This is a genomic window from Desulfosporosinus sp. FKA (genome assembly GCF_002196785.1).
Lineage (GTDB): Bacteria > Bacillota > Desulfitobacteriia > Desulfitobacteriales > Desulfitobacteriaceae > Desulfosporosinus > Desulfosporosinus acididurans.
Genome location: NZ_NAHZ01000032.1, coordinates 1 through 21,652, shown reverse-complemented (window position 1 = coordinate 21,652; position 21,652 = coordinate 1). Strand labels below are relative to the sequence as shown.

Genomic DNA, 21,652 nt, shown 5'->3' with positions numbered 1-21,652 from the left:
CATAAGTGCAACTAACCTGCCGCCTGCGCCAGAGGCTTGGCGCCAGCCAAGTTTTCTTTATATTTAGAAGTCAGGGACAGTAAGAAGATATGAAAATGCTGGCGTTTTTAAGAGCCCATGGGCATATGGCGGAGTCGTGAAGAGATTATCTATGAATGACGTCGAAAGTTGTTTTTCACGCCTGACTATAGTAGACAAGCTTTGCTAATCCTTTAAGCTATAATATTACCATAAAAAGGTAAGAGGTGATATTATGGCTGAGTGGGCAACCTTAAAAGTTAACCAAGGGCTGCGCAGCGGGATTTCTCTGGAAAGCACATTTCTGCCTATTATTTTTGGCGGATGCTTAGCTCGGGGCACTATCTTAGGCCTCCATCCCTTCGGAATTGCCTTCGGTGCTGCTGTCATTTTACTTGGCGAGCGCGGGTCCTTGTTCGGGTTATTAGGGATTGTACTGGGGACAGTTTCTCTCGGTATAACCTCACTAAACGATGTATCCTTCGTGGTTCAAATCATTGTTATTTTAGCAGCTATGTACGTGCTGCTGCCTTTCATTCGTAAGAAAAGACATGAGGGAACCTACTTGATTCTTATTACAGGTTTAATGGTGGCATTAGTTGCTTCTTTGACCGTGAGTTTTTCCAAACCTGACACTTATGCCCTATTTCTAGCAGCCCTTCAGAGTATTTTAGCGGGTGGCTTTGCAATTATTATTTGGTTTGCTATGAAGCATAAAGAGGCAATTTGGAGGGGAGAATTTCAGCGTGAGCAAGGAATAGCTTGGCTGATCATTCTTGTTGGTATTATTAGTGGGCTTCAGGGGGTTCAAGTAAGGGAGATAAACTTTTCCATTGTGTTGATGAGCTTTTTCACCTTATTTGTATCTGAACGTTACGGAGCTGGTACTTCAGCGGGTGTTGGCGCTATCCTTGGTTTTTTGCCGCAGCTGACCGTAAGCAATGAAAATTTAATGGCTGCCGGTATTTATGGACTGGCGGGTTTCTGTACAGGAGCCTTTCGGAGGTTCGGGAAAATTGGACTTGGGACGGCATTTATTGCTGTTATGTTGATGCTAACCGTCTTCCTGCGCCAGGATGCGGTTTATTCCCAGTTAATCTCTTCTGTTGTCGGCTTATTTCTTTTTTTTCTCTGGCCTGGCATTTCGCAGCAAAGAGATTTTCTGAAACCTAAGGTTATCCCTGAAGTTGAAACAACAGTTTCAAAGGTAAAAGCTATGGCAGAGATCTTTGATCAAATTGCTTTAAGTTATCAGGCCGCAGAAACGGAATCTTTTGAGACACGGCAGGAAGTCCCCGAACTTATGAATGTTTTGGTTGAACGTGTTTGTTACAATTGTCCAACGGTTGACGTCTGCTGGAAGAGAGAATTTTATAAAACCTATCATATTTTCTTTGAACTCTTTGGGCTCGTTGAAAATGAGCCTGATGTTAAGCTGCAATCTTTACCGGTTGAGTGGAAGCGGCATTGCGGCCGGCTCAAAGAAATGTTGTTAGGGGTTCAATTTATTCTGGAACAACAAAAGAATCAAGAGACCTGGCGGCGGCGTCTGGTCCTCAATCAGGAGGCTTTATCGCGGCAATTTTTGAATGTCTCTCAGGTTATCGGGAATCTCGCTAAGGAACTTCATACACAGCGTAATTGGGAAGTAGTAAAACCATCGAATTTAGCACGTCGGCGGCGTAATTTTCTTGATGTCGGAGTTGCTTCTTTCACAAAATCGGGCAACGGACTAAGCGGAGATAATTATGCTTCAATTGCTTTCTCCAGAACCCAGCACGCTTTTATTTTAAGTGATGGAATGGGAGTGGGGGAGAAGGCAGCGAAAATGAGCGCAACAGCGCTGGCTCTCCTAGAGCAGTTGCTTACTACAGGCTTTGATCCGATAGGCTCAATTCAAGCCTTAAACTCTATCTTGGTATTGCGTTCACCTGAAGAAAGTTTTGTAACTATTGATATGGCAATTCTCGATTTGGAATCATCGAACTTAAAATTAATTAAAGCGGGAGCTGCACCTTCTTATCTCATTACCTCTGAAGAGGTAAAAAGACTCGTTTCCTCGAGCCTTCCGGTGGGAATATTGAATCAAATTGAAATTCCAATCATAGATGAAGAGATGCAAGGCGGGGAAACCCTTGTGCTGATCACTGACGGAGTGCAGGATGTTTTGAAAGAAGGGCCAGACTGGATTCGGGATATTTTGAAACAATCTGGTTCGCTAAAATCCCAGGATCTGGCTGATTTAATTTGTAATGAGGCTAGGCGGCTTTCTGAGGGAGAATTAGAGGATGATGGAATAGTTCTTGTTATCCGCAAAAATTACTGGAATGAATGAGAATTATTTACATATATAATTATTTGTGCAGCAGGAAATCAGAAATGTATGTCGAATCAAACTATTGTGATATTTCACTAAACGAATTTATACCAGTTGGTAAAGCTTTCTGTACCTGTCAATCAGAAAGAAAAATTATAATAAGGGAGCGGATTTATTATGGCTTGGGATGCAACAAAACTCAAAGATTGGCAAATTGCCGAAGAAGCCGAAAAGACCATGCCCACTATTGATCAATTGGTAGAAAAATTGTCCCTTGAAAAGGACGAATTAATTCCTTATGGGAAAACGCCTAAGGTTGATTTTTTGAAGGTAATGGAACGTCTCAAAGACAAGTCCGATGGTTATTATATTGAAGTCACAGCAATCACGCCTACGCCTCTTGGCGAAGGAAAGACAACGACATCATTAGGGTTAATTGAGGGGCTTGCGAAACGAGGAGTTAAGGTTGGGGGCGCAATTCGTCAACCATCCGGAGGACCGACCATGAACATTAAAGGCACTGCTGCTGGTGGCGGCAATGCCCTGTTGATTCCTATGACGGAATTTTCTCTCGGTTTAACCGGTGATATAAATGATATTATGAATGCCCATAATCTGGCGATGGTTGCTCTTAATGCCCGCATGCAGCATGAGGCCAACTACACTGACGAAGAACTTGCCAAAAGAGGCTTAAAACGTCTGGACATAGATCCCAAAAATGTTGAAATGGGCTGGATTATTGACTTCGCAGCTCAAGGGTTACGAAATATTATTATAGGGATTGGCGGGAAAAAAGACGGCTTCCAAATGCAGTCAAAATTCGGAATTGCAGTAAGTTCGGAGTTAATGGCCATTTTAGCAATTGCCAAGGATCTTCCAGACTTAAGAGAACGGATTGGTAATATTATTGTGGCCTATAACAAGAAGGGTGAACCTGTAACTACTAAGGATCTGGAAGTCGACGGTGCAATGACTGCTTGGATGCGCAATACGATAAATCCGACGATTTGCTATTCCGCTGAGGGGCAGCCAGTTATGGTTCATGCCGGTCCCTTTGCTAATATTGCCATTGGGCAGTCTTCGATTATTGCAGACCGTTTAGGCCTCAAGATGTTTGACTATCACGTTACGGAGAGTGGATTTGCAGCAGACATTGGATTTGAAAAGTTCTGGAACGTCAAGGCTCGTTTGGGCGGCCTGAAACCTAATGTTTCCGTCCTTGTGGCGACAATCCGTGCCTTAAAAATGCATGGAGGAGGGCCTGCTGTTATACCTGGACGCCCGCTTCCGGAAGAATATGTACAAGAAAATCTTGAACTTGTCGAAAAAGGGTGTGCTAATTTACTTCATCATCTTAAGACTGTTAAAAAATCGGGCATAGTGCCAGTTGTCTGTGTCAATGGCTTCTATACGGATACGGAAGCTGAAATCAATCTGGTTAAGAAGATCGTGAAAGAAGCCGGAGCACGCTGCGCCTATTCCAACCATTGGCTCGAAGGCGGCGATGGCGCTCTGGAATTAGCAGACGCGGTCATGGAGGCTTGTCAAGAAAAATCAGATTTCAAATGTCTCTATCCTCTTGAAATGCCGCTGCGTCAACGTGTCGAGCTTATTGCCAAGGAAGTTTATGGTGCCGATGGTGTAGATTGGTCTCCGGAAGCGGAAGCCAAGGCTAAAAAGTTTGAATCGGATCCCCACTATGCCGATTTTTCCACGATGATGGTCAAAACTCATTTAAGTTTGTCCCATGACCCTGCCTTAAAAGGAGTTCCCAAGGGCTGGAGGCTGCCAATTCGTGACGTTTTAGTATATGGCGGTGCAAAATTCCTCTGCCCAATGGCAGGAACAATCACTTTAATGCCCGGTACAGGTTCTGACCCCGCTTACAGAAGAATCGATGTTGATACCAAAACAGGTAAAGTCAGCGGTTTATTCTAAAGCAAAGGGGAATAACTCAATAGATTTGAAACTTATTTGGCCCCGAGAAATCGGGGCCTTTTCCATCGACATCCTGGAATCTGTCTGCCAGAAAGTTGTAGAGAGATAAACCCTAATAATTATTAAATATTTTTTTGCCAAATGAACGTTTTATGGAAGTATGGCGTTGTGTTTATTCGGAGAGAATGTTAAGGTTATAATGTTTAATAGGAGTTTTTGATCAGAGCGGAGAATCGACGATGTTCGAAGAATTGCGTACTTACATATTGCCTAATCTGATTCCGGGAAATTCCAAATTACTGGTCGCTGTGTCAGGAGGTCCTGATTCTATGGCATTAGGCCATATACTTTGGCGATACATGCGGGAAGACCCTGCTCAGGGAATTTCACTCGTTATTTCCCATATCCATCATGGGGTTCGGAAAGAATCGGATCAGGAATTGGAACTTGTTCGAGAAATGGCAGAGCGATGGGAAGTTCCTTGCCGGATTCATCGTTTCGACTCTATCGGCTATGCTCAAGCCATGGGGAAATCCTTTGAAGAAGCCGCGAGAGAGTGGAGGTATGCTCGTTGGCGGGAGGATATGCGAGAAGATGGGTGTACTCTTTTAGCAACAGCACATCATTTAGGCGATCAAGCTGAGACTATTCTTTATCGCTTACTGAGAGGAAGCGGAGCTGCTGGCTTAACAGGTATATATCCGTCAAGAGACTCCATAATTCGTCCCTTGCTGACATTTACAAAGGCAGATATTTTTAGATACTGTGATCAAGAGGGGTTACCTTATGCCATCGATCAGACAAATCGGCAGCCGATTTATGTCCGAAATCGAATTCGCTTGGAACTAATACCGTTATTGGAGCGAGATTATAATCCAAGGCTTCAGGAAGCCTTGGGAAGGATGGGAGAACTTCTGCGCTGGGATGAGGATTATTTAGCTCAGCAAGTGGAAAAGGCTTGGAATGTATATGCTTTAAATGGACAGCAAGCGATTGGATTAAAGCCGGCGGTCTTTAATGAACCGGCTGCGATTCTTTCGCGCCTGCTGCGATACGCGGCGATGATAGTCACTGGGGAACGCAGAGGGTTAAGTTATGCTTACATAACCAGAATTATGTCCTCTCAAGGCAAGTCAGGATGGAAACAAGATCTGCCGGGTTTAACTGTAAAAATTAATGAAGAGGGTATATGGTTTTGCAATAAAGTCCAGGCTATAGAGAAGGACTCTAAACCTTCGTTTTCGGATATTTCCTTAGAATTGGGAAAGCGGGTCAAAATCCCTGGTTATGAGGCCGAAATTACGCTGCTAACAGAAAAGGAGTTCAAATTAGCAGAGGAAGGATTGAGAGACTCCGATAATGAAGTGGCAATCTTTGATCAAGAGTTATTGATTCAAACACAGGGCCGGCTTATGTGTCGAACACGGCGACAAGGCGATAAAATGTGGTTCCCGGGTGTCGGGCACAAGGCTTTAAAAAAGGTATTTCAGGAAGGTAAAATTTCTGCCTTTAGGAGGAGTAAATTACCGCTTGTTGCGGTTGGAGACGAGGTGCTTTGGATTCCGGGCCTTCGTCAGAGCGGCTTGTGGCCGCCGCAGAAAGGCTCTTCGAAAGTATATTGTATGATTACAGCCACAAACTGGGAGTTCTAATTTGAATTCATTGTAAAAGGAAATTCAGCATGGTATAATATGTGGAATTGCTTTGTAAGATTAGGCGGTTTGCCAACTAGAGAGGAGGACCATATTTGAAGGTCTTTAAGAACGCAACAATTTATGTGCTCATAATTCTTATGGCAATTGTTTTAATTAAATGGTCGGCCCCTCCCGTGAACAAAGACGAGGGAATGAACTATACTGAATTTAAAAGAGATGTAGTAAATAACCAGGTTAAAGATGTTTCAGGTATCATTGAAAACAATACCATTAAGTATACGGTTACATTAAAAGACGATACGAAGCATGATGTGGTTGGCTATGCCGATGATCCGCAGCTTGCCTCCGATTTGTTATCCCATGGAGTTCCGCTTAACTTATCCGAACCGACTGAGTCACCTTGGTGGGTCGGGCTATTATCTACGCTTCTGCCAACTCTCGCTATCGTGGGCCTGTTCTTCTTTATGATGCAGCAAAGCCAGGGCGGTGGTAATCGTGTCATGCAGTTTGGGAAAAGTAAGGCTCGCCTTGTCGGTGAAGACAAGAAGAAAGTAACTTTTGTGGATGTAGCGGGTGCTGATGAAGTTAAAGAAGAACTGCAAGAAGTGGTTGAGTTTCTAAAGTTCCCTAAGAAGTTTAACGAATTAGGGGCTAAGATTCCTACAGGAGTATTATTATTCGGCCCTCCTGGGACTGGTAAAACATTACTTGCTCGTGCTGTTTCCGGAGAAGCAGGTGTCCCGTTCTTCAGCATAAGTGGTTCCGATTTTGTAGAAATGTTTGTCGGAGTCGGTGCTTCGAGAGTTCGTGATTTATTTGAACAGGCTAAAAAAAGCGCACCGTGCATTGTTTTTATCGATGAAATAGATGCTGTTGGGCGGCAGCGGGGCGCTGGTTTAGGCGGCGGCCATGATGAGAGAGAACAAACTTTGAACCAACTTCTCGTTGAAATGGACGGTTTTAACGGAAATGACGGTGTTATCATTATTGCGGCAACGAATAGAGCTGATGTACTAGACCCAGCCCTTTTACGTCCTGGCCGTTTTGACCGGCAAATTGTTGTCGATGCTCCAGACGTAAAAGGACGTGAAGAAATCTTAAAAGTTCATGCCAAAGGCAAGCCTATAACTACAGAAGTTGATTTGGAAGTTATTGCGCGTCGAACTGCGGGTTTCACCGGTGCAGATATATCAAATCTCCTTAACGAAGCTGCTCTTCTTTCCGCACGAAGAGGCGAAAACCAAATTCGCCAACAAACGATCGAAGAGTCTATCGAACGAGTTATTGCTGGTCCGGAGAAGAAAACTCGAGTCATGAGTGCTTTTGAAAGGAAACTTGTTTCCTATCATGAGGCCGGACATGCATTGCTTGGAGAGCTGCTTACTCATACTGATCCTTTGCATAAAGTGTCCATAATCCCACGTGGGAGAGCCGGTGGATATACGCTCCTGCTTCCTAAAGAAGATCGCAATTATATGACAAAATCTCAGCTGCTTGATCAGGTTACGATGTTATTAGGCGGACGTGTGGCTGAATCTGTGATCCTGCATGAAATAAGTACGGGAGCTTCTAACGACTTGGAGCGCGCAACCGGTATTGTCCGCAAAATGATTACTGAACTTGGGATGTCTGAGGAACTAGGACCTCTAACCTTCGGACATAAAGAAGAACAAGTTTTTCTGGGAAGAGATATTTCTCGTGATCGCAGTTACAGCGATGCAGTAGCCTATGCTATTGATAAAGAGGCTCGTCGTATCATTGATGACTGTTATCAGAAGGCTCAAACTTTAATCCGGGAAAATATTGACAAGCTTCATGCTATTGCCCAAGCTTTGATGGAAAAAGAAACTTTAGATGTAAACAGTTTTGCTGAAATAATGGCTCAATTTGACAAGCCTGTAGTTGAAGGTCAAAAGGAAACCACGGTCGATTTGGAAAAGAAACCGCAAGATCTGCCATCACAAACCCTTGAAGAAGAGTTAAATAAGATTGAGTGAATAAAGATTATTAGTGGAGGGAGATTATGTGTATGGAAAGAACATTCTTGATGTTGAAGCCGGATGCCGTTCAACGTGGGCTGGTCGGGAGAATTATTGCTAAGTTAGAAGACAAGGGCTTCAAGCTCGTCGGAATGAAGTTCATCCAGGTAGATCGTACATTGGCTGAAGCTCATTATGCTGAACATAAGGGCAAAGGGTTTTTCGAACCAACCGTGGCTTATATAATGTCATCGCCCGTTGTTGCTATGGTTTGGCAAGGAAAGAATGTTGTGGCTTTGGCAAGAGAGCTGATGGGGGCCACAAACCCCGCGAATGCTAATCCAGGGTCAATTCGGGGTAAATATGGAATGGACATTAGCCGCAATGTAATCCATGGTTCGGATTCTGTGGCGAGTGCCGAACGTGAAATTGCCCTTTATTTTAAACCTGAAGAGCTTGTCGACTATACTAAAGCCGGGGAAGATTGGTTAAGCGAGTGAAAATCTGATTTATCCTTTTTGGTATACAACTAGGGACGCCCTGATGGGTGTCCTTTTTAAAAATTTGCTCTCTTTTTGGGAGGTGGCAATGAGATGCAGTTGGAGATTAGGGAACGATCCTTACTAGGTTTAGGGTCTGTATTAATTGGTTTTCTGTTTGTAATGCTGCTCAAGGCGCATGGGATTGCTGGCAATGATCCTTTAGGGCAAGAAACGGCAGTACCAAATTTAGTTCAAACCGAACTCGAAAATCAGCAGATTTCTGTGGAAAATGATAAGCTGCGGCAAGAACTTGCGAAATATGCTCAAGGCCAAAGCGCCTCGACTTTAGCGAATCAACAACTTCAAGACGCTGAAATGAATAGCGGGTTAATAGCTGTTTCGGGACCGGGGTTACGAATTACCCTTGATGATTCAAAGCGAACAGTTCAGGGTCAAGATGATTTAAACAATTATTATATTCATGAGCAGTATATTCGGGAGATTTTTAATGCTCTATGGAATGGCGGAGCAGAGGCTATTGCAGTTAACGGACAGCGTGTAACCACGAATACTGAGGTCTTTTGCGGGGGCTCTTTTATTCAAATTAATGGCACGCGTCAAATGCCGCCTTATGTTATTGAAGCAATTGGTGATAAGACTAACCTCACTGCGGCTCTCAAGTTTTATGGATGGGATAGGCTGGGGGATTTTCAACAACAGTATGGGATTACACGTAAACTTGAGATCGAACAAAATTTAACTTTGCCAGCCGGAAAACTGAAGCCGTATCGCTTTGCTCAACCAGTTAAGGAGGGAACATAATGCATCGTTGGAAAAGAAGTTTAGCCCTCCCTGTTACGATGGTAGCTATTGCTTTAGGTTTTCTCGTCTCGTTACAGGCTCACACTCAAAAAAATGTTTCAGCGGCGGAACAAATAAGTGCTGAGCGTTTAACTCAAATGAAATCAGTATTAGCTAATTCCCAGGCCCAAAATGCCCAACTTCAGAAGGAACATCAGAATTTATTAACAGAGTTGGATACGGCGCGCAAAAAAGTAGGAACTGATCCTCAGGTGCTAGATCGACTGAAGCAATTACAGATTCTTGAGGGGACACAAGCTGTTGATGGTCCAGGCATACAAATAAGCATTGATGATCGTGGCAAAAACACGATCTTTCCTGTAAGTACTGAGGATATTACCAGGATGGTCAATACATTGAAATTTGCCGGAGCTGAAGCAATTAGTGTGAACGGACAACGCATTGTGAGTACAACAGCTATCGTTCTCAGTGGAAGTTCGACAATTCTCATAAATCAAGTTCCAATTAACCGAGCCGAAGGAGTTCCTTATGAATTGGATGCCATTGGAGATCCAGACACTCTTCTAGATTATTTCTCTAAAGTAGAGGCACCTACTTTGAAACAGAACGGACTGATAGTAAGTATTACGCGAAAAACCTTGACGATTCCCTCCTTTAAAGGTTCATACACCTTCAAATATGCAAAACCGATAGTCCCTTAAGGATTTCCGTATTATGAGAAATAATGGCATTATAGAGAAGGGAATTCACTTAGTTTATCGAATTTAAAATATTATTGGAATAATTCGATCAAGGTGAGTTACTGGCGATAGAAGTAAGTGAAAGCAGGCCTTGGGTGAATTCCCAAGGCTTACCTTCTTTATAACCACTTGCCTTGATTGCAGGTTGGGAGTGGGTCAAAATAAAACATTCGATGGTTCGCCTAAACCGGCTCTTAGATCATCGAGATTATGTTACCTATCAGGAGACAATCGATCAGTTAGAGAAAAATCGGCAGTTCTGTAAACATGGTTTTGATCACGGGATAAGTGTTGCTCGTATAGCTTATACCTATATTTTAGAGCAAGGCAGTCGTGCTCTTTCTAAAGAAGTAGTTTATGCCGCTGCCTTTCTTCATGATATAGGACGATGGATGGAGTATCAGAGCGGAGAAGACCACGCCGAAGCGAGTGCTAAACTAGCATTGCCGATACTTGAAGATTGTAAGTTTAAGCAAGAGGAAATTACGATTATTCTTAAGGGGATACGTGAACATCGCCAACACAGCGCAGATGGTCTAAGTATATTAGGTAATGCTCTGGCTTTGGCTGACAATTGGGCAAGGGACTGCCGTCATTGCCCAGCTCAAAAAGAATGTTACAAATACAATCAACTAATGAGACTTATTACGTATTAATTTGGAGGGTTCAACATATGCAAAGTTATGGCATGAGATGGGTTAGCATGGATGATCTGGAAGAGGCCAAAATGGCCTTAAAAGAAATTGGCACAGATTCTGCGGGAATTGCTCATATGGCCGGAAAAGGATTGGGACGAGGAATTAAACTTGAGCAAGTGCCCTTGCGTGTGGCTCATATTCTAAAGCAAGAGATGCTCTCTTTGGGCGGAGATGCAGCGGTCCATCGCAATGTGATTGTAAACCAAATTGAAATGACAGATATTATGCTGCTTGGAACAGTTCGGCAGCTTGAGAGGCTTTCGACAAAAGTTCTATCTCAACCCTTCGGATTGAAGCAAATCGGCTCTGATTTGAGGAAATTGCTGGGCAATTTAGAACCTCCTAAATCCAGAATATTAAACTGCCGTGGCAAAGAATTAAGACTTGGTGAACGAACCTTAATTATGGGAATTTTAAATATAACGCCTGACTCTTTTTCCGATGGGGGGAGATATAATAATCTTGAGGATGCGATCGCTCAAGCAGAACGAATGGCCGCTGAAGGGGCGGATATTCTGGATATCGGGGCAGAATCCACCCGGCCAGGACATCTTGAAGTTAGTGAGGAAGATGAGTGGAAGCGCTTGGAACCTATTTTGAAAACTTTAGCGGAACGTGTTGATTTACCGCTTTCCATTGATACCTATAAAGCAAGTGTGGCGGCTAAGGCCCTTGAAGCCGGGGCCCATATAATTAATGATATTTGGGGCCTGCAAAAAGATCCTGAAATGGCAAGAGTTGTTGGTGAATATAGAGCTCCTGTGATTGTTATGCATAATCAGACGGGAACAACGTATCATCATTTAATGGGGGATATTCTGACATTTTTGAAACAGAGTATTGGACTAGCCGAAGCCTGTGGTTTAACGGGAGACCAAATTATCGTAGACCCGGGAATCGGCTTTGGCAAAACCCTGGAGCAAAATCTTGAGGTCATGTCCCGCTTAGCAGAATTCAAGGCTTTAGGTCACCCCGTACTATTGGGAACATCCCGCAAATCCATGATCGGAAAAACGTTGGATCTAGCAGTTGATGAACGTTTGGAAGGGACGCTGACAACAAGCATTCTTGGAGTGGCTGCCGGAGTAGACATTGTACGAGTTCATGATGTTCAAGAGAATCGCAGAGCTGTAGAAATGGCAGATGCCATAGTTCGAGGGCAGAGAGGAGTTAATTATGTCGGGGCATGATGCTATTCACCTTCGAGGCCTTGAGTTCTATGCCTATCATGGGGCTCTGCCTGAGGAACAGATTCTTGGGCAGAAATTCATAATAGACATTGATCTTTTTGTGGATCTCAGTCGGGCAGGAAGTTCAGATCAAGTCAAGGACACCATTCATTATGGTGAAGTTTACAATGTTGTTAAAACTTGTGTGATGGATGATAAACATCAGTTAATAGAATATTTGGCTGAAAAAATTGCCCAAGCAGTTTTGGGCCAATTTAACTGCCAATCTGTTCGGATAGAAGTACATAAGCCCCAAGCACCGGTTGCCGGCATTTTCCGAGATGTTTCCGTGGAGATTTGGCGACCGGCTGGAGGAACAGCATGAGAGTATTTTTAGGATTGGGCAGTAATCTTGGGGACAGAGGGCGCTACCTTAGCGAGGCTGTTTTGGCTTTAAAGAAGCGTCCCGCCATAGCTGTTCTGTCGCTGTCACGAATCTATGTAACCGAACCTTGGGGAGTTCAGGAGCAACCTCTGTATTGGAATCAGGTGGTTGAGGTGGATACCACTCTTCCTCCTTTGGATCTGCTCCACGTCTGTCAAGAAATTGAACAGCAATTTGGACGAGTGCGTAAGGAACATTGGGGGTCTAGAACGATTGACATTGATCTTCTAATTTATGATAATGTGGTTAGCGAATCGAAGGAATTAATATTACCTCATCCCTATCTGGAGGTTCGGGAGTTTGTACTGGCTCCCCTGCGCGAAATCGCGCCAGATCTTATTTTACCTTCGGGAAGACCAATCAGTGAGGTTTTTGGAGAGGGAAAGGTGTTTCTAAAAGAGCAATACTCGGAGCTCCAACAAGACTAAACTATTAGCCGACGACATCGAAAGAGTTGTACGGTGGTTTTGGTGTCAACGAATTAATCATTCCTACCAAACTAATACTATTACATAAACACCGCTTGGATCATTGGACCGAGACGGAGGGTAGAATAAAGTGCCTTCACCTTGGTGAGGGTATTTTTTTTACTATTCCCACGCCGTAAAGCAGCATCAGAGATTGTTGCTAACCCAGTTCAGAGAGTAGCCTAAATGGAGTAAGGAGGGGAAAGAATGAAGTTTGGAATTATCGGAGCAGGGATTGTCGGGACCGCGTTGGCACTTCGCCTAGAGGAAAAGGGGCACTATTGTATTGGTGTTCACACGCGAAGTTGCAGCTCTTATGAACGCTTCTGCCGGTATTTGCCTAAAAACCATCTTACGTTGGATGAACTCGCCTCAACTGCGGATGGGCTGTTTATAACTACCCAAGATGACTTAATCCGCACGGTGGCTGAGAACCTTAGTATTAGACCTTCGATTAAATCAGAACAACTATGGATTCACTGTTCAGGTTCACTCCCTTCGAGTGTCCTGAGGGTCAAAGAGGGTTTATCTGTACGCTGTCTTTCTCTGCATCCTCTTCAGGCTTTTGCCAGCATAGAAAAGGCTTTGGAGATCTTAACCGGGACTCATTTTGGAATAGAAGGTGATGATGAAGAGTTTGGTGAGGGTCTTGTCAATGATCTGGGTGGGATTCCTCATCGCATCCTAGCGTCCCAGAAATCAATGTATCATGCAGGTGCTGTAGTTGCTTCAAATTATCTGGTAGTATTGGCTTCTTTGGCTGTGGAACTTTTTGCTGAGGCCGGATTCCAAGAGGATGAAGCCTTGGCATCATTAATTCCTTTGATGCGAGGGACTCTCTATAATCTGGAGCAGGTTGGACTCCCCCAAGCCTTGACAGGGCCGGTGGCGCGGGGCGATGTTAAAGTGGTACAAGGCCATTTAGACCATATGCCCTCGAAGCTCAAGGGAATATACAGGGAATTAGGGTTAAAAGCTCTGGAGCTCGGAGAAGACAAAAAGGCTCTACAAGGATTGACCTATTCTCCGGAAGATTTAAATAAGCTGAAGTCAATGTTAGGCCATTTATTTAATTAAAATTGATATGAACTACCAAAATTGTTGGTACTCTATTGACAGAGCTGAGATTTTCTTGAAAATTCTCTACACATCGAATGTACTATAAAGGTAAGAAAGGCGGACATAGGTATGCTTAGAACTGCTAATATTTCAGAACTTCGTAAAATCATTAAAGAGGAAAAACAAAGGGGGAAAACCATCGCTCTTGTTCCTTCAATGGGTTACTTGCATAGAGGACATTTAACATTAATTGAAAAGGCTAAAGAAACAGGGGCTTTTGTTGTTGTAAGTATTTTTGTTAATCCCCTGCAATTTGGACCTAATGAAGATTATGCACGTTATCCGAGGGATTTAGAAAGAGATGCACAATTAGTGGAAGAGCGCGGCGTTGATCTACTCTTTCACCCATCTGTGGAGGAAATGTATCCCAGACCCATGGTAACTTTTGTTGAGGTAGGTCAATTGGATAAGGTATTATGCGGTGCGAATCGCCCCGGGCATTTCCGAGGAGTTACCACTGTTGTCAGCAAATTGTTTCATATTGTCCAGCCGGATATAGCCTTTTTTGGGCAAAAGGATTATCAACAATACTTGATTATCCGACGAATGGTTAGTGATTTGAATCTTCCAATTGAAGTTCGAGGTGTCCCTATTGTTCGAGAAAAAGATGGTCTAGCTCTCAGCTCGCGTAATGTCTTCTTATCGGCTGAACAACGCCAGGAAGCCTTAGTACTGTCTCGTAGTCTTCAAGAAGCGGCGGAATTGATTCGACGAGGAAAGCAATCAGCCCGAGATATTGAAGATTTTATTCGCACTGCCATTAGGCGTGACAGTCAAGGGGTTATCGATTATGTAGAGGTCAGGGACGCCGAGGATCTGTCGGAAGTTACAGAAATCAATCGGCGAGTACTAATTGCGCTAGCGGTGAAGTTTGGCCCAACGCGCTTAATTGATAATATAGTCGTGGAGGTTGAAACTAATGTTTAGAACGATGATGAAATCGAAAATTCACAGAGCAATCGTGACAGAAGCTAACCTTCAATATGTGGGGAGCGTGACGATAGACTCAGAATTAATGCAAAAAGCGGATATTTTACCTAATGAGAAGGTACAGATTGTCAATAATAATAATGGTGCCAGGTTTGAAACCTATGTCATTCCCGGCGAGCCACATTCCGGTGTGATCTGTCTCAATGGTGCTGCAGCTCGACAGGTGCAGGTCGGAGATCAGGTGATTATTATTTCCTATTGTTTACTTACGGATGAGGCAGCCCATAATTACAAACCAAATGTTGTTTTTGTGGATGAAAATAATCGGCCAACAAAAATTGAGTCCGAAGAAATTCATGGGCAAAAATCATAATTGGATCAAGCAGGGAGCAAAAGCGAATGGCAAGTCACGATATTCTTCAGCTTCTCGTCTCTCTTCCCGGAGAGTATGTATCGGGTGAAAGAATCAGCCAACAACTTAATGTCACTAGAGCTTCAGTTTGGAAGCAGATTAAACAGCTAAAAGAAGAAGGGTTTGATATAGAGGCCCATACCAAAAAAGGATATTGCCTCCGTAAAACTCCCAATTCATTAAATGCTTGGGTTATTGAGCAAATGGTACAAACCAAGTCCTTTGGGCATGTTCTGTCTATCGAGGACAAACTGAAATCGACAAATGCTAAGGCCAGAGAATTAGCACGCGAGGGAGGAATTCATGGTCAGGTTGTTATAGCAAAGTCGCAATATGCAGGACGTGGAAGAATGCAGAGGGAATGGCAGTCTCCGCTGGGAGGATTATGGATGTCGGTAATTATCCGGCCAAACTTGACTTTAGCCAATGCTTCTAAGCTAACCCTTGCTGCAAGTGTGGCGATTGTAGATGCTATAGAAGAATTATATCAATTGCGGGTTGGAATTAAGTGGCCCAACGATCTTCTCTATAATGGCCAAAAGATTGCCGGAATACTCGGAGAAGTTGTTGGAGAATGGAATAGAGTTCAGACCTTAATATTAGGAATTGGCATTAACGCTAATTTTTCGAGTGAAAAATTAGGTTCTGTTTTAACGGCTGCAACATTAAAGGAAATTTTAGGGTACGAGGTAGACTTGAATAGGTTGGCGGCCACGATTTTAGAGTACTTAGAAAAACAGGTTACAGCTCTGGAAGAAAATCTTTTTGAAGACCTACGTTCTAACTGGATGGCTCGAGCGGTTGGTCTTGGAGAAGAAGTAAGGGTTTTGCGTGGTGAAGAGGTCTTTAGAGGCGTGTTTAAAGGAATTTCTCAAGATGGTGAATTGCTCCTGAGCACAGAACATGGCGAAGAGCGGTTTTCTGCCGGAGAAGTTAGGTTGAGGTCTAAGCAGGGATCATATTTTTAGAGAGATTCCTTACGGATACTTAGAAAGATATTGCAAGTCATCGACTCTTATTGTAAACTCAAAATAAAAGTAAAGTTTACAATGGAGGGCGAGATTTATGAATGTTCGGAAATTAGCTATGTCATCGGTTTTTGCGGCATTAATGTGCTTAACAGGTATGCTGATACATTGGGCACCTGCCTTGATTCCTTTTAGTATACTTCCGGTTTTTGTGTATCTTTCGGGGCTTATTCTCGGAGCAGAATATGGTGCCATGGCAATGCTCGTTTATCTGGTATTGGGGCTGTTTGGACTGCCCGTTTTTGCCTCTGCACCGTTCGGGGGCTTAGGTTATATCTTAAAGCCGACATTTGGCTTTCTGTTAGGTTATGTTGCGGCAGCTTATGTTGTGGGGCGTTTTTATCGTGAAGGAAGTCTTTGGCGGGCAATTACTGGTGTGTTCTTTGGCCTTATTGTTTTATATTTATTTGGTTTAAGTTATCTTTACGTAATTTTACATTGGGTTTTGCATCAAACAACAAGTATTGCGGGTGTTCTGGCGATCGGATTTGTCCCTTTACTTTTTATGGGAGATTTGATTAAGGCCGGACTTGCAGTCTGGGTTGGTCAAGAGATCGTTCGTCGGCGCTAAACTGCCTCAGATCGTTAGGGAAAAGGAGTGGTAGTGTGATTCTTCTATTCGATGTAGGAAATACAAATATTGTTTTAGGGGTCTATGATGAAAGGACATTGACGCATCATTGGAGAGTTTCAACCGAAAAATCTCGAACTGTTGATGAGTATGCGGTTGTGATTAAAAATCTTTTTGACTTTAGTGGATTAAGCTTTAGGGAGATAAATGCTGTTGTCATTTCTTCCGTTGTTCCGCCTGTTATGCCTACCTTGGAAACGCTTGCTCGAAAATATTTTGGCGTAGAACCGCTTGTGGTGGGGCCGGGGATTAAGACAGGCATGCCGATTATTTATGATAACCCAAGGGAAGTTGGAGCTGATCGGATTGTAAACGCTGTTGCAGCTTATGCCAAATACGGCGGTCCCCTAGTCATTGTAGATTTTGGCACAGCAACAACATTCTGTGTTGTTTCCAAACGTGGTGAATATTTAGGAGGAGCTATTGCGCCGGGGATTGGAATCTCAACTGAAGCCCTCTTCTTGCGTGCTTCCAAATTACCAAGGGTCGAGATGGTAAAACCCACTTCGGTAATTGCTAAAAATACTGTTGCTGGAATGCAATCAGGGATATACTACGGTTTTACTGGCCAAGTTGATGGGATTGTTAAACGGATAAAAGAGGAACTAGGATCAGAGACTAAAGTTGTAGCAACTGGCGGGTTGGCGAAGATGATTTCTCAAGAATCTGAAACCATTGAAACAGTGGATCCTTTTCTGACCCTCGAAGGGCTGCTAATCATTTATGAACGGAATCAGAAATAATTTATCGAGGAATGAATATGAATCTAGGAAATTATAACCTTGGAGTTCCTGTATTTTTAGCACCTTTGGCAGGAGTAACGGATAAGGCCTTTCGCGAAACGGTATGTGCCTTAGGCGGAAGAACTGTATGGACAGAAATGGTCAGCGACAAAGCATTGAATTATCGTAATTCAAAAACGTTGAGCATGTTAGATTTAAGAGATGAGCCAGAGCCCAGGATTGTTCAGCTTTTCGGTTCAGATCCGGAAACAATGTCTCGGGCAGCTCTTTTGGCGCTAGATGCCGGTGCAAATGTTATTGATATAAACATGGGATGCCCTGCTCCTAAAATCACTAAAAATGGCGAGGGCTCGGCTCTGCTAAGAGATTTGCCGCGGGCACAAGCTATTGCGGCCGCTGTCGTAAAGGCTGTTAGTATTCCGGTTACGGTAAAGATTCGTCTTGGCTGGAATCACGATGAAATTGTGGCTTTGGAGATGGCTCGTCGTCTTGAGGCTGTGGGAGTTCAGATGTTAACTCTTCACGCCCGAACTCGAGAACAATTCTATTCGGGGCGAGCTGATTGGTCCTGGATCCAAAACGTTAAGCGTGAAGTTAAAATCCCTGTTATTGGCAACGGGGATATATTTTGTCCGGAAGATGCGCGTAAAATGATTGAGGAAACGGGATGTGACGGTGTCATGATTGGCCGCGGAGCTTTGGGAAACCCCTGGCTTATTTCCCGAACCCAGTATTTCCTTGAACACGGCACAATAGTACCTGAACCACTCCTTGAAGAACGTCTTATGGTCGCCACGCAGCATTTTGAGCGAGTGTTGCGCTATAAGGGCGAACATATTGGTCTTAACGAAATGAGAAAACATGCTGTTTGGTATATCAAAGGAGTACGAAATGCGGCACAATTCAGAGATATTATTATGCAAACAAGATCCGCTGATGAAATGAGAACCGTCTTGAGTCGAATATTACAAAATGGAGAATAGATTTTGTCGAAGAGAGAAAAACTATGGGAACATTGCTCGGTAAGAGGGAATGTGGTATCCTTGACAATATTTTGCAAGGTCCTTATAATAACGAGTAATGTAATTGAGGAATTATTTTTTACAGTTCCTGGTTTAAATGAAGTACGCTAAAGGCTGTTAGAAAGTGCAAGGTACTATAAATGGCACAATGCGTAGGACGAGAAAAGGGAGCGAGAAACTATGCCTGAAAAAGAAGTCATTCTGACCTTAGAAGGCCTCAAAAAACTTGAGGAAGAGTTAGAACTAACAAAAACAGTAAAGCGTCGAGAAGTTGCCTTGCGGATCAAGCAAGCCATTGACTTTGGTGATATTAGTGAAAACTCTGAATACGACGATGCTAAGAATGATCAAGCTTTTATCGAAGGTCGAATTATTACCCTGGAAAAGATGCTTAGGAATGCACGGGTTATTGATGAGGTTGAAGGAACAGATGTTGTAACCTTAGGTGCAAAGGTACGTTTGAAAGACGTTGACTATGGAGACGACGAAGAATACTATATTGTTGGTTCAGCAGAAGCAGATCCGGGTACGAATAAGATTTCTAATGAGTCTCCGGTAGGTAAAGCCGTTTTGGGTCAAACAAAAGGATCTATCGTGGAAGTTAATGTACCGGCGGGGATTCTTCACTATCAAATCCTCGACATCAAGTAAGGATTAGAATCTCATTATCAAATAAGGACAGAAAAAATAAGCTTTTTGCAGAGTGCAGTGTTTCTGTATGGTTAATTAAATACAGATCCTGCACTTTGTTTATTGATCTTGGGATAGCCATATTATGGGAAACGCGGCCAAAATGATGAATGATCGTTGGTTTTACGTTCAAAATCTTGATTCTTCTTGTTTATCTGCGTCCATATTTGGTAAAATTGATAAGATAAGAGTAAATGATGGAGGAATTAAGATGGATAATACTAACGACCTTTGGCGAATACGTTTAGATAAGCTTGATCTTTTCCGCCAAGCAGGTCTAGAACCTTATGCAGATCGCTATATTCGTTCTCATAAAGCTCAAGAGATACTGGATGATTTTGAAAATCTAGAAGGTCAGAAGGTTAGCATTGCCGGCAGAATTATGAGCAAACGAGATCAAGGAAAGGTTATTTTTGTCCACAGTCAAGATTTAAGTGGGCGGATTCAGATTTATATGCGTAAGGATGATCTAGGCCAGGATCTCTTTGATTTGATCTCCAAATTCGATGTCGGGGATATTATCGGAGTTGAAGGAGAAGTTTTTCGTACCAAACGCGGGGAGATCTCGATTCATGCACGAGATGTCAAGTTGCTTTCCAAGGCAATGAGGCCTCTGCCGGAAAAATTCCATGGGCTGACTAATGTAGAAACACGCTACCGCCAGCGGTATTTGGATTTAGTCATGAATCCTGAGGTTCGTCAAGTTTTTGTGACACGGAGCAAAATTATTCGCTGCATGCGAGAATATCTCGAAGCGAAAGAGTTTCTTGAAGTTGAGACACCAACTCTGCACAGCATACCAGGAGGAGCGGCGGCTCGTCCTTTTATTACTCATCATAATACCCTCGATATTGATCTTTATTTGCGGATTGCTCTGGAGCTTCCTTTAAAGCGTCTTATTGTTGGGGGATTTGAAAAAGTCTTTGAAATTGGCCGAACCTTTCGCAATGAAGGAATTTCGATCAAACATAATCCTGAATTTACTATGATGGAACTCTATCAGGCCTATGCAAATTTTGAAGATATAATGGAACTAACTGAGGAGATGATCTCCTATATTGTAAAAAAGGTTCATGGAACGACGATGATAACTTATCAAGGGCAAGCTATTGAGTTTAAAGCACCTTGGCGCAGATTACCCATGTTGGAGGGGATTCTCGAGTATTCAGGCGTTGATTTTCGTGAGATCGTAACAGATGAGCAGGCACAAGAGATAGCTAGGGAAAAGGGAATTCAAGTTGACGAAGGAACATCACGTGGAAAAATTATTAACGAGTTTTTCGAAGCTTTTGTCGAACCTAATTTGATTCAACCAACATTCATTACCGGACATCCTGTTGAAATTTCTCCTTTAGCTAAGCGTAATGCCAAACATCCGGAATATACGGATCGTTTTGAAGCGTTTATATTTGGGCGTGAGCTTGCTAATGCTTTTTCAGAGCTTAATGATCCTATCGATCAGAGGCAGCGTTTTGAAGCCCAGGCCGCGGAAAGAGCCAAGGGAGATGACGAGGCACACATTTTGGATGAGGATTTCGTACAAGCTTTGGAATATGGTCTTCCGCCGACAGGAGGTTTGGGGATTGGTATTGATCGGTTAGTCATGTTATTAACGGATTCTGCATCCATTCGAGATGTAATCCTCTTCCCAACCATGCGTCCGCGAGACGAGAATGTTCAAGATGCGGATAGCGATGAATAATTTGCTTAGCTGATATCTCTAGATGCCTGGAATTGGTTAGGTATCTGAATTAAGCCAAATTATTAAGAGCATATTGTGGGCGTTGTTACAGAGTTATTTTGCTTGGTTAGGATTGAGAGTCTGACTAATAAGTTGGACTCTTTTTCCATAGGATACATTGTTATCCGGGTTATAGAGGCAAGAAACATATAAAGATGATTATCTTACCTATTGCGAGAATATGAAAGCATATTTAACAAATAGCACTATAAACCTTTAGAAACACTGAATTATTATGGTTGAAAACGTTAATACAAATATGGTATATTAGTCATTGTTCGCTCGGCAATATATCAGAAAGAGCGAAACAATATAAATTCAAGCTAAATGGATTAAAAATAGATATTGACTTTAGCAGTCATTAGTGGTATGATTGAAATCTAGCTTGATAAGAGATATGTTTTTGTTAATAGCTAATTCGTTTATAACACTGGTCTTTGAAAACTAAACAACAAGGACAGTCAATGAGAGAAACTCGGAAGAGTTTCGAAAAGAATCATGAAATCATGAGCAGAAATCATCTTCTTCAAGAGAAGTTGAAATAACTTTTTTGGAGAGTTTGATCCTGGCTCAGGACGAACGCTGGCGGCGTGCTTAACACATGCA

Annotated in this window: 20 protein-coding genes and 1 rRNA gene; all 21 read left to right on the top strand. The window is 43.0% G+C overall.

All coding sequences use genetic code 11. The features are described from left to right. The first annotated feature begins 253 nt into the window (after positions 1 to 253). Positions 254 to 2,353 carry a SpoIIE family protein phosphatase gene (locus B5771_RS16985; RefSeq protein ID WP_088188619.1) on the top strand — a complete coding sequence of 700 codons (2,100 nt, stop codon included), beginning with the start codon at positions 254 to 256 and terminating at the stop codon, positions 2,351 to 2,353. Positions 2,354 to 2,512: 159 nt separating this feature from the next. Continuing rightward, positions 2,513 to 4,273 (top strand): formate--tetrahydrofolate ligase, encoded by a 1,761-nt coding sequence (locus B5771_RS16980; protein WP_088188618.1) that lies wholly within the window; start codon positions 2,513 to 2,515, stop codon positions 4,271 to 4,273. A 239-nt stretch (positions 4,274 to 4,512) separates the two neighbouring features. After that, entirely contained in the window at positions 4,513 to 5,925 is a 1,413-nt protein-coding gene (gene tilS / locus B5771_RS16975; protein WP_088188617.1) for a tRNA lysidine(34) synthetase TilS, read from the top strand. Between the two features lie 95 nt (positions 5,926 to 6,020). Continuing rightward, positions 6,021 to 7,925 carry an ATP-dependent zinc metalloprotease FtsH gene (gene ftsH, locus B5771_RS16970; protein WP_088188616.1) on the top strand — a complete coding sequence of 635 codons (1,905 nt, stop codon included), beginning with the start codon at positions 6,021 to 6,023 and terminating at the stop codon, positions 7,923 to 7,925. 32 nt (positions 7,926 to 7,957) lie between these two features. Further along, positions 7,958 to 8,407, top strand: a complete 450-nt coding sequence (gene ndk / locus B5771_RS16965) for a nucleoside-diphosphate kinase (protein WP_088188981.1) — start codon at positions 7,958 to 7,960, stop codon at positions 8,405 to 8,407. A gap of 93 nt (positions 8,408 to 8,500) precedes the next feature. Further along, positions 8,501 to 9,211, top strand: a complete 711-nt coding sequence (locus tag B5771_RS16960; protein ID WP_088188615.1) for a DUF881 domain-containing protein — start codon at positions 8,501 to 8,503, stop codon at positions 9,209 to 9,211. After that, positions 9,211 to 9,912, top strand: a complete 702-nt coding sequence (locus B5771_RS16955) for a DUF881 domain-containing protein (protein WP_088188614.1) — start codon at positions 9,211 to 9,213, stop codon at positions 9,910 to 9,912. Before B5771_RS16960 ends, B5771_RS16955 begins: the two co-directional genes overlap by 1 nt. Positions 9,913 to 10,124: 212 nt before the next feature. Further along, positions 10,125 to 10,607, top strand: coding sequence for an HD domain-containing protein (locus B5771_RS16950; protein ID WP_088188613.1), 483 nt, complete (start codon positions 10,125 to 10,127; stop codon positions 10,605 to 10,607). Positions 10,608 to 10,624: 17 nt separating this feature from the next. Next, positions 10,625 to 11,839 carry a dihydropteroate synthase gene (folP, locus tag B5771_RS16945; RefSeq protein WP_088188612.1) on the top strand — a complete coding sequence of 405 codons (1,215 nt, stop codon included), beginning with the start codon at positions 10,625 to 10,627 and terminating at the stop codon, positions 11,837 to 11,839. Beyond that, the gene (gene folB / locus B5771_RS16940) at positions 11,826 to 12,203 is read left to right on the top strand and encodes a dihydroneopterin aldolase (protein ID WP_088188611.1); all 378 of its coding nucleotides are present in this window, start codon (positions 11,826 to 11,828) and stop codon (positions 12,201 to 12,203) included. Before folP ends, folB begins: the two co-directional genes overlap by 14 nt. Then, positions 12,200 to 12,691, top strand: coding sequence for a 2-amino-4-hydroxy-6-hydroxymethyldihydropteridine diphosphokinase (gene folK / locus B5771_RS16935; protein WP_088188610.1), 492 nt, complete (start codon positions 12,200 to 12,202; stop codon positions 12,689 to 12,691). The genes folB and folK overlap by 4 nt, the downstream gene beginning before the upstream one ends. 246 nt (positions 12,692 to 12,937) lie before the next feature. Continuing rightward, positions 12,938 to 13,807, top strand: coding sequence for a Rossmann-like and DUF2520 domain-containing protein (locus B5771_RS16930; RefSeq protein WP_088188609.1), 870 nt, complete (start codon positions 12,938 to 12,940; stop codon positions 13,805 to 13,807). 111 nt (positions 13,808 to 13,918) lie between these two features. Then, positions 13,919 to 14,776: a pantoate--beta-alanine ligase gene (gene panC, locus B5771_RS16925; protein WP_088188608.1), complete on the top strand. Its 858-nt coding sequence runs from the start codon at positions 13,919 to 13,921 to the stop codon at positions 14,774 to 14,776. Then, positions 14,769 to 15,152 (top strand): aspartate 1-decarboxylase, encoded by a 384-nt coding sequence (panD, locus tag B5771_RS16920; protein WP_088188607.1) that lies wholly within the window; start codon positions 14,769 to 14,771, stop codon positions 15,150 to 15,152. Before panC ends, panD begins: the two co-directional genes overlap by 8 nt. Positions 15,153 to 15,178: 26 nt before the next feature. After that, the gene (locus B5771_RS16915) at positions 15,179 to 16,159 is read left to right on the top strand and encodes a biotin--[acetyl-CoA-carboxylase] ligase (protein ID WP_088188606.1); all 981 of its coding nucleotides are present in this window, start codon (positions 15,179 to 15,181) and stop codon (positions 16,157 to 16,159) included. A 97-nt stretch (positions 16,160 to 16,256) separates the two neighbouring features. Beyond that, the gene (locus tag B5771_RS16910) at positions 16,257 to 16,790 is read left to right on the top strand and encodes a biotin transporter BioY (RefSeq protein ID WP_047809036.1); all 534 of its coding nucleotides are present in this window, start codon (positions 16,257 to 16,259) and stop codon (positions 16,788 to 16,790) included. 35 nt (positions 16,791 to 16,825) lie between these two features. Beyond that, positions 16,826 to 17,593: a type III pantothenate kinase gene (locus B5771_RS16905; RefSeq protein WP_088188605.1), complete on the top strand. Its 768-nt coding sequence runs from the start codon at positions 16,826 to 16,828 to the stop codon at positions 17,591 to 17,593. Positions 17,594 to 17,610: 17 nt separating this feature from the next. Then, positions 17,611 to 18,576, top strand: coding sequence for a tRNA dihydrouridine synthase DusB (gene dusB / locus B5771_RS16900; RefSeq protein WP_088188604.1), 966 nt, complete (start codon positions 17,611 to 17,613; stop codon positions 18,574 to 18,576). Between the two features lie 219 nt (positions 18,577 to 18,795). Then, positions 18,796 to 19,266, top strand: coding sequence for a transcription elongation factor GreA (gene greA, locus B5771_RS16895; protein ID WP_047809039.1), 471 nt, complete (start codon positions 18,796 to 18,798; stop codon positions 19,264 to 19,266). Between the two features lie 250 nt (positions 19,267 to 19,516). Beyond that, the gene (gene lysS / locus B5771_RS16890) at positions 19,517 to 21,007 is read left to right on the top strand and encodes a lysine--tRNA ligase (RefSeq protein WP_088188980.1); all 1,491 of its coding nucleotides are present in this window, start codon (positions 19,517 to 19,519) and stop codon (positions 21,005 to 21,007) included. Positions 21,008 to 21,593: 586 nt separating this feature from the next. Then, positions 21,594 to 21,652, top strand: a 16S ribosomal RNA gene (locus B5771_RS16885); the annotation flags it as partial.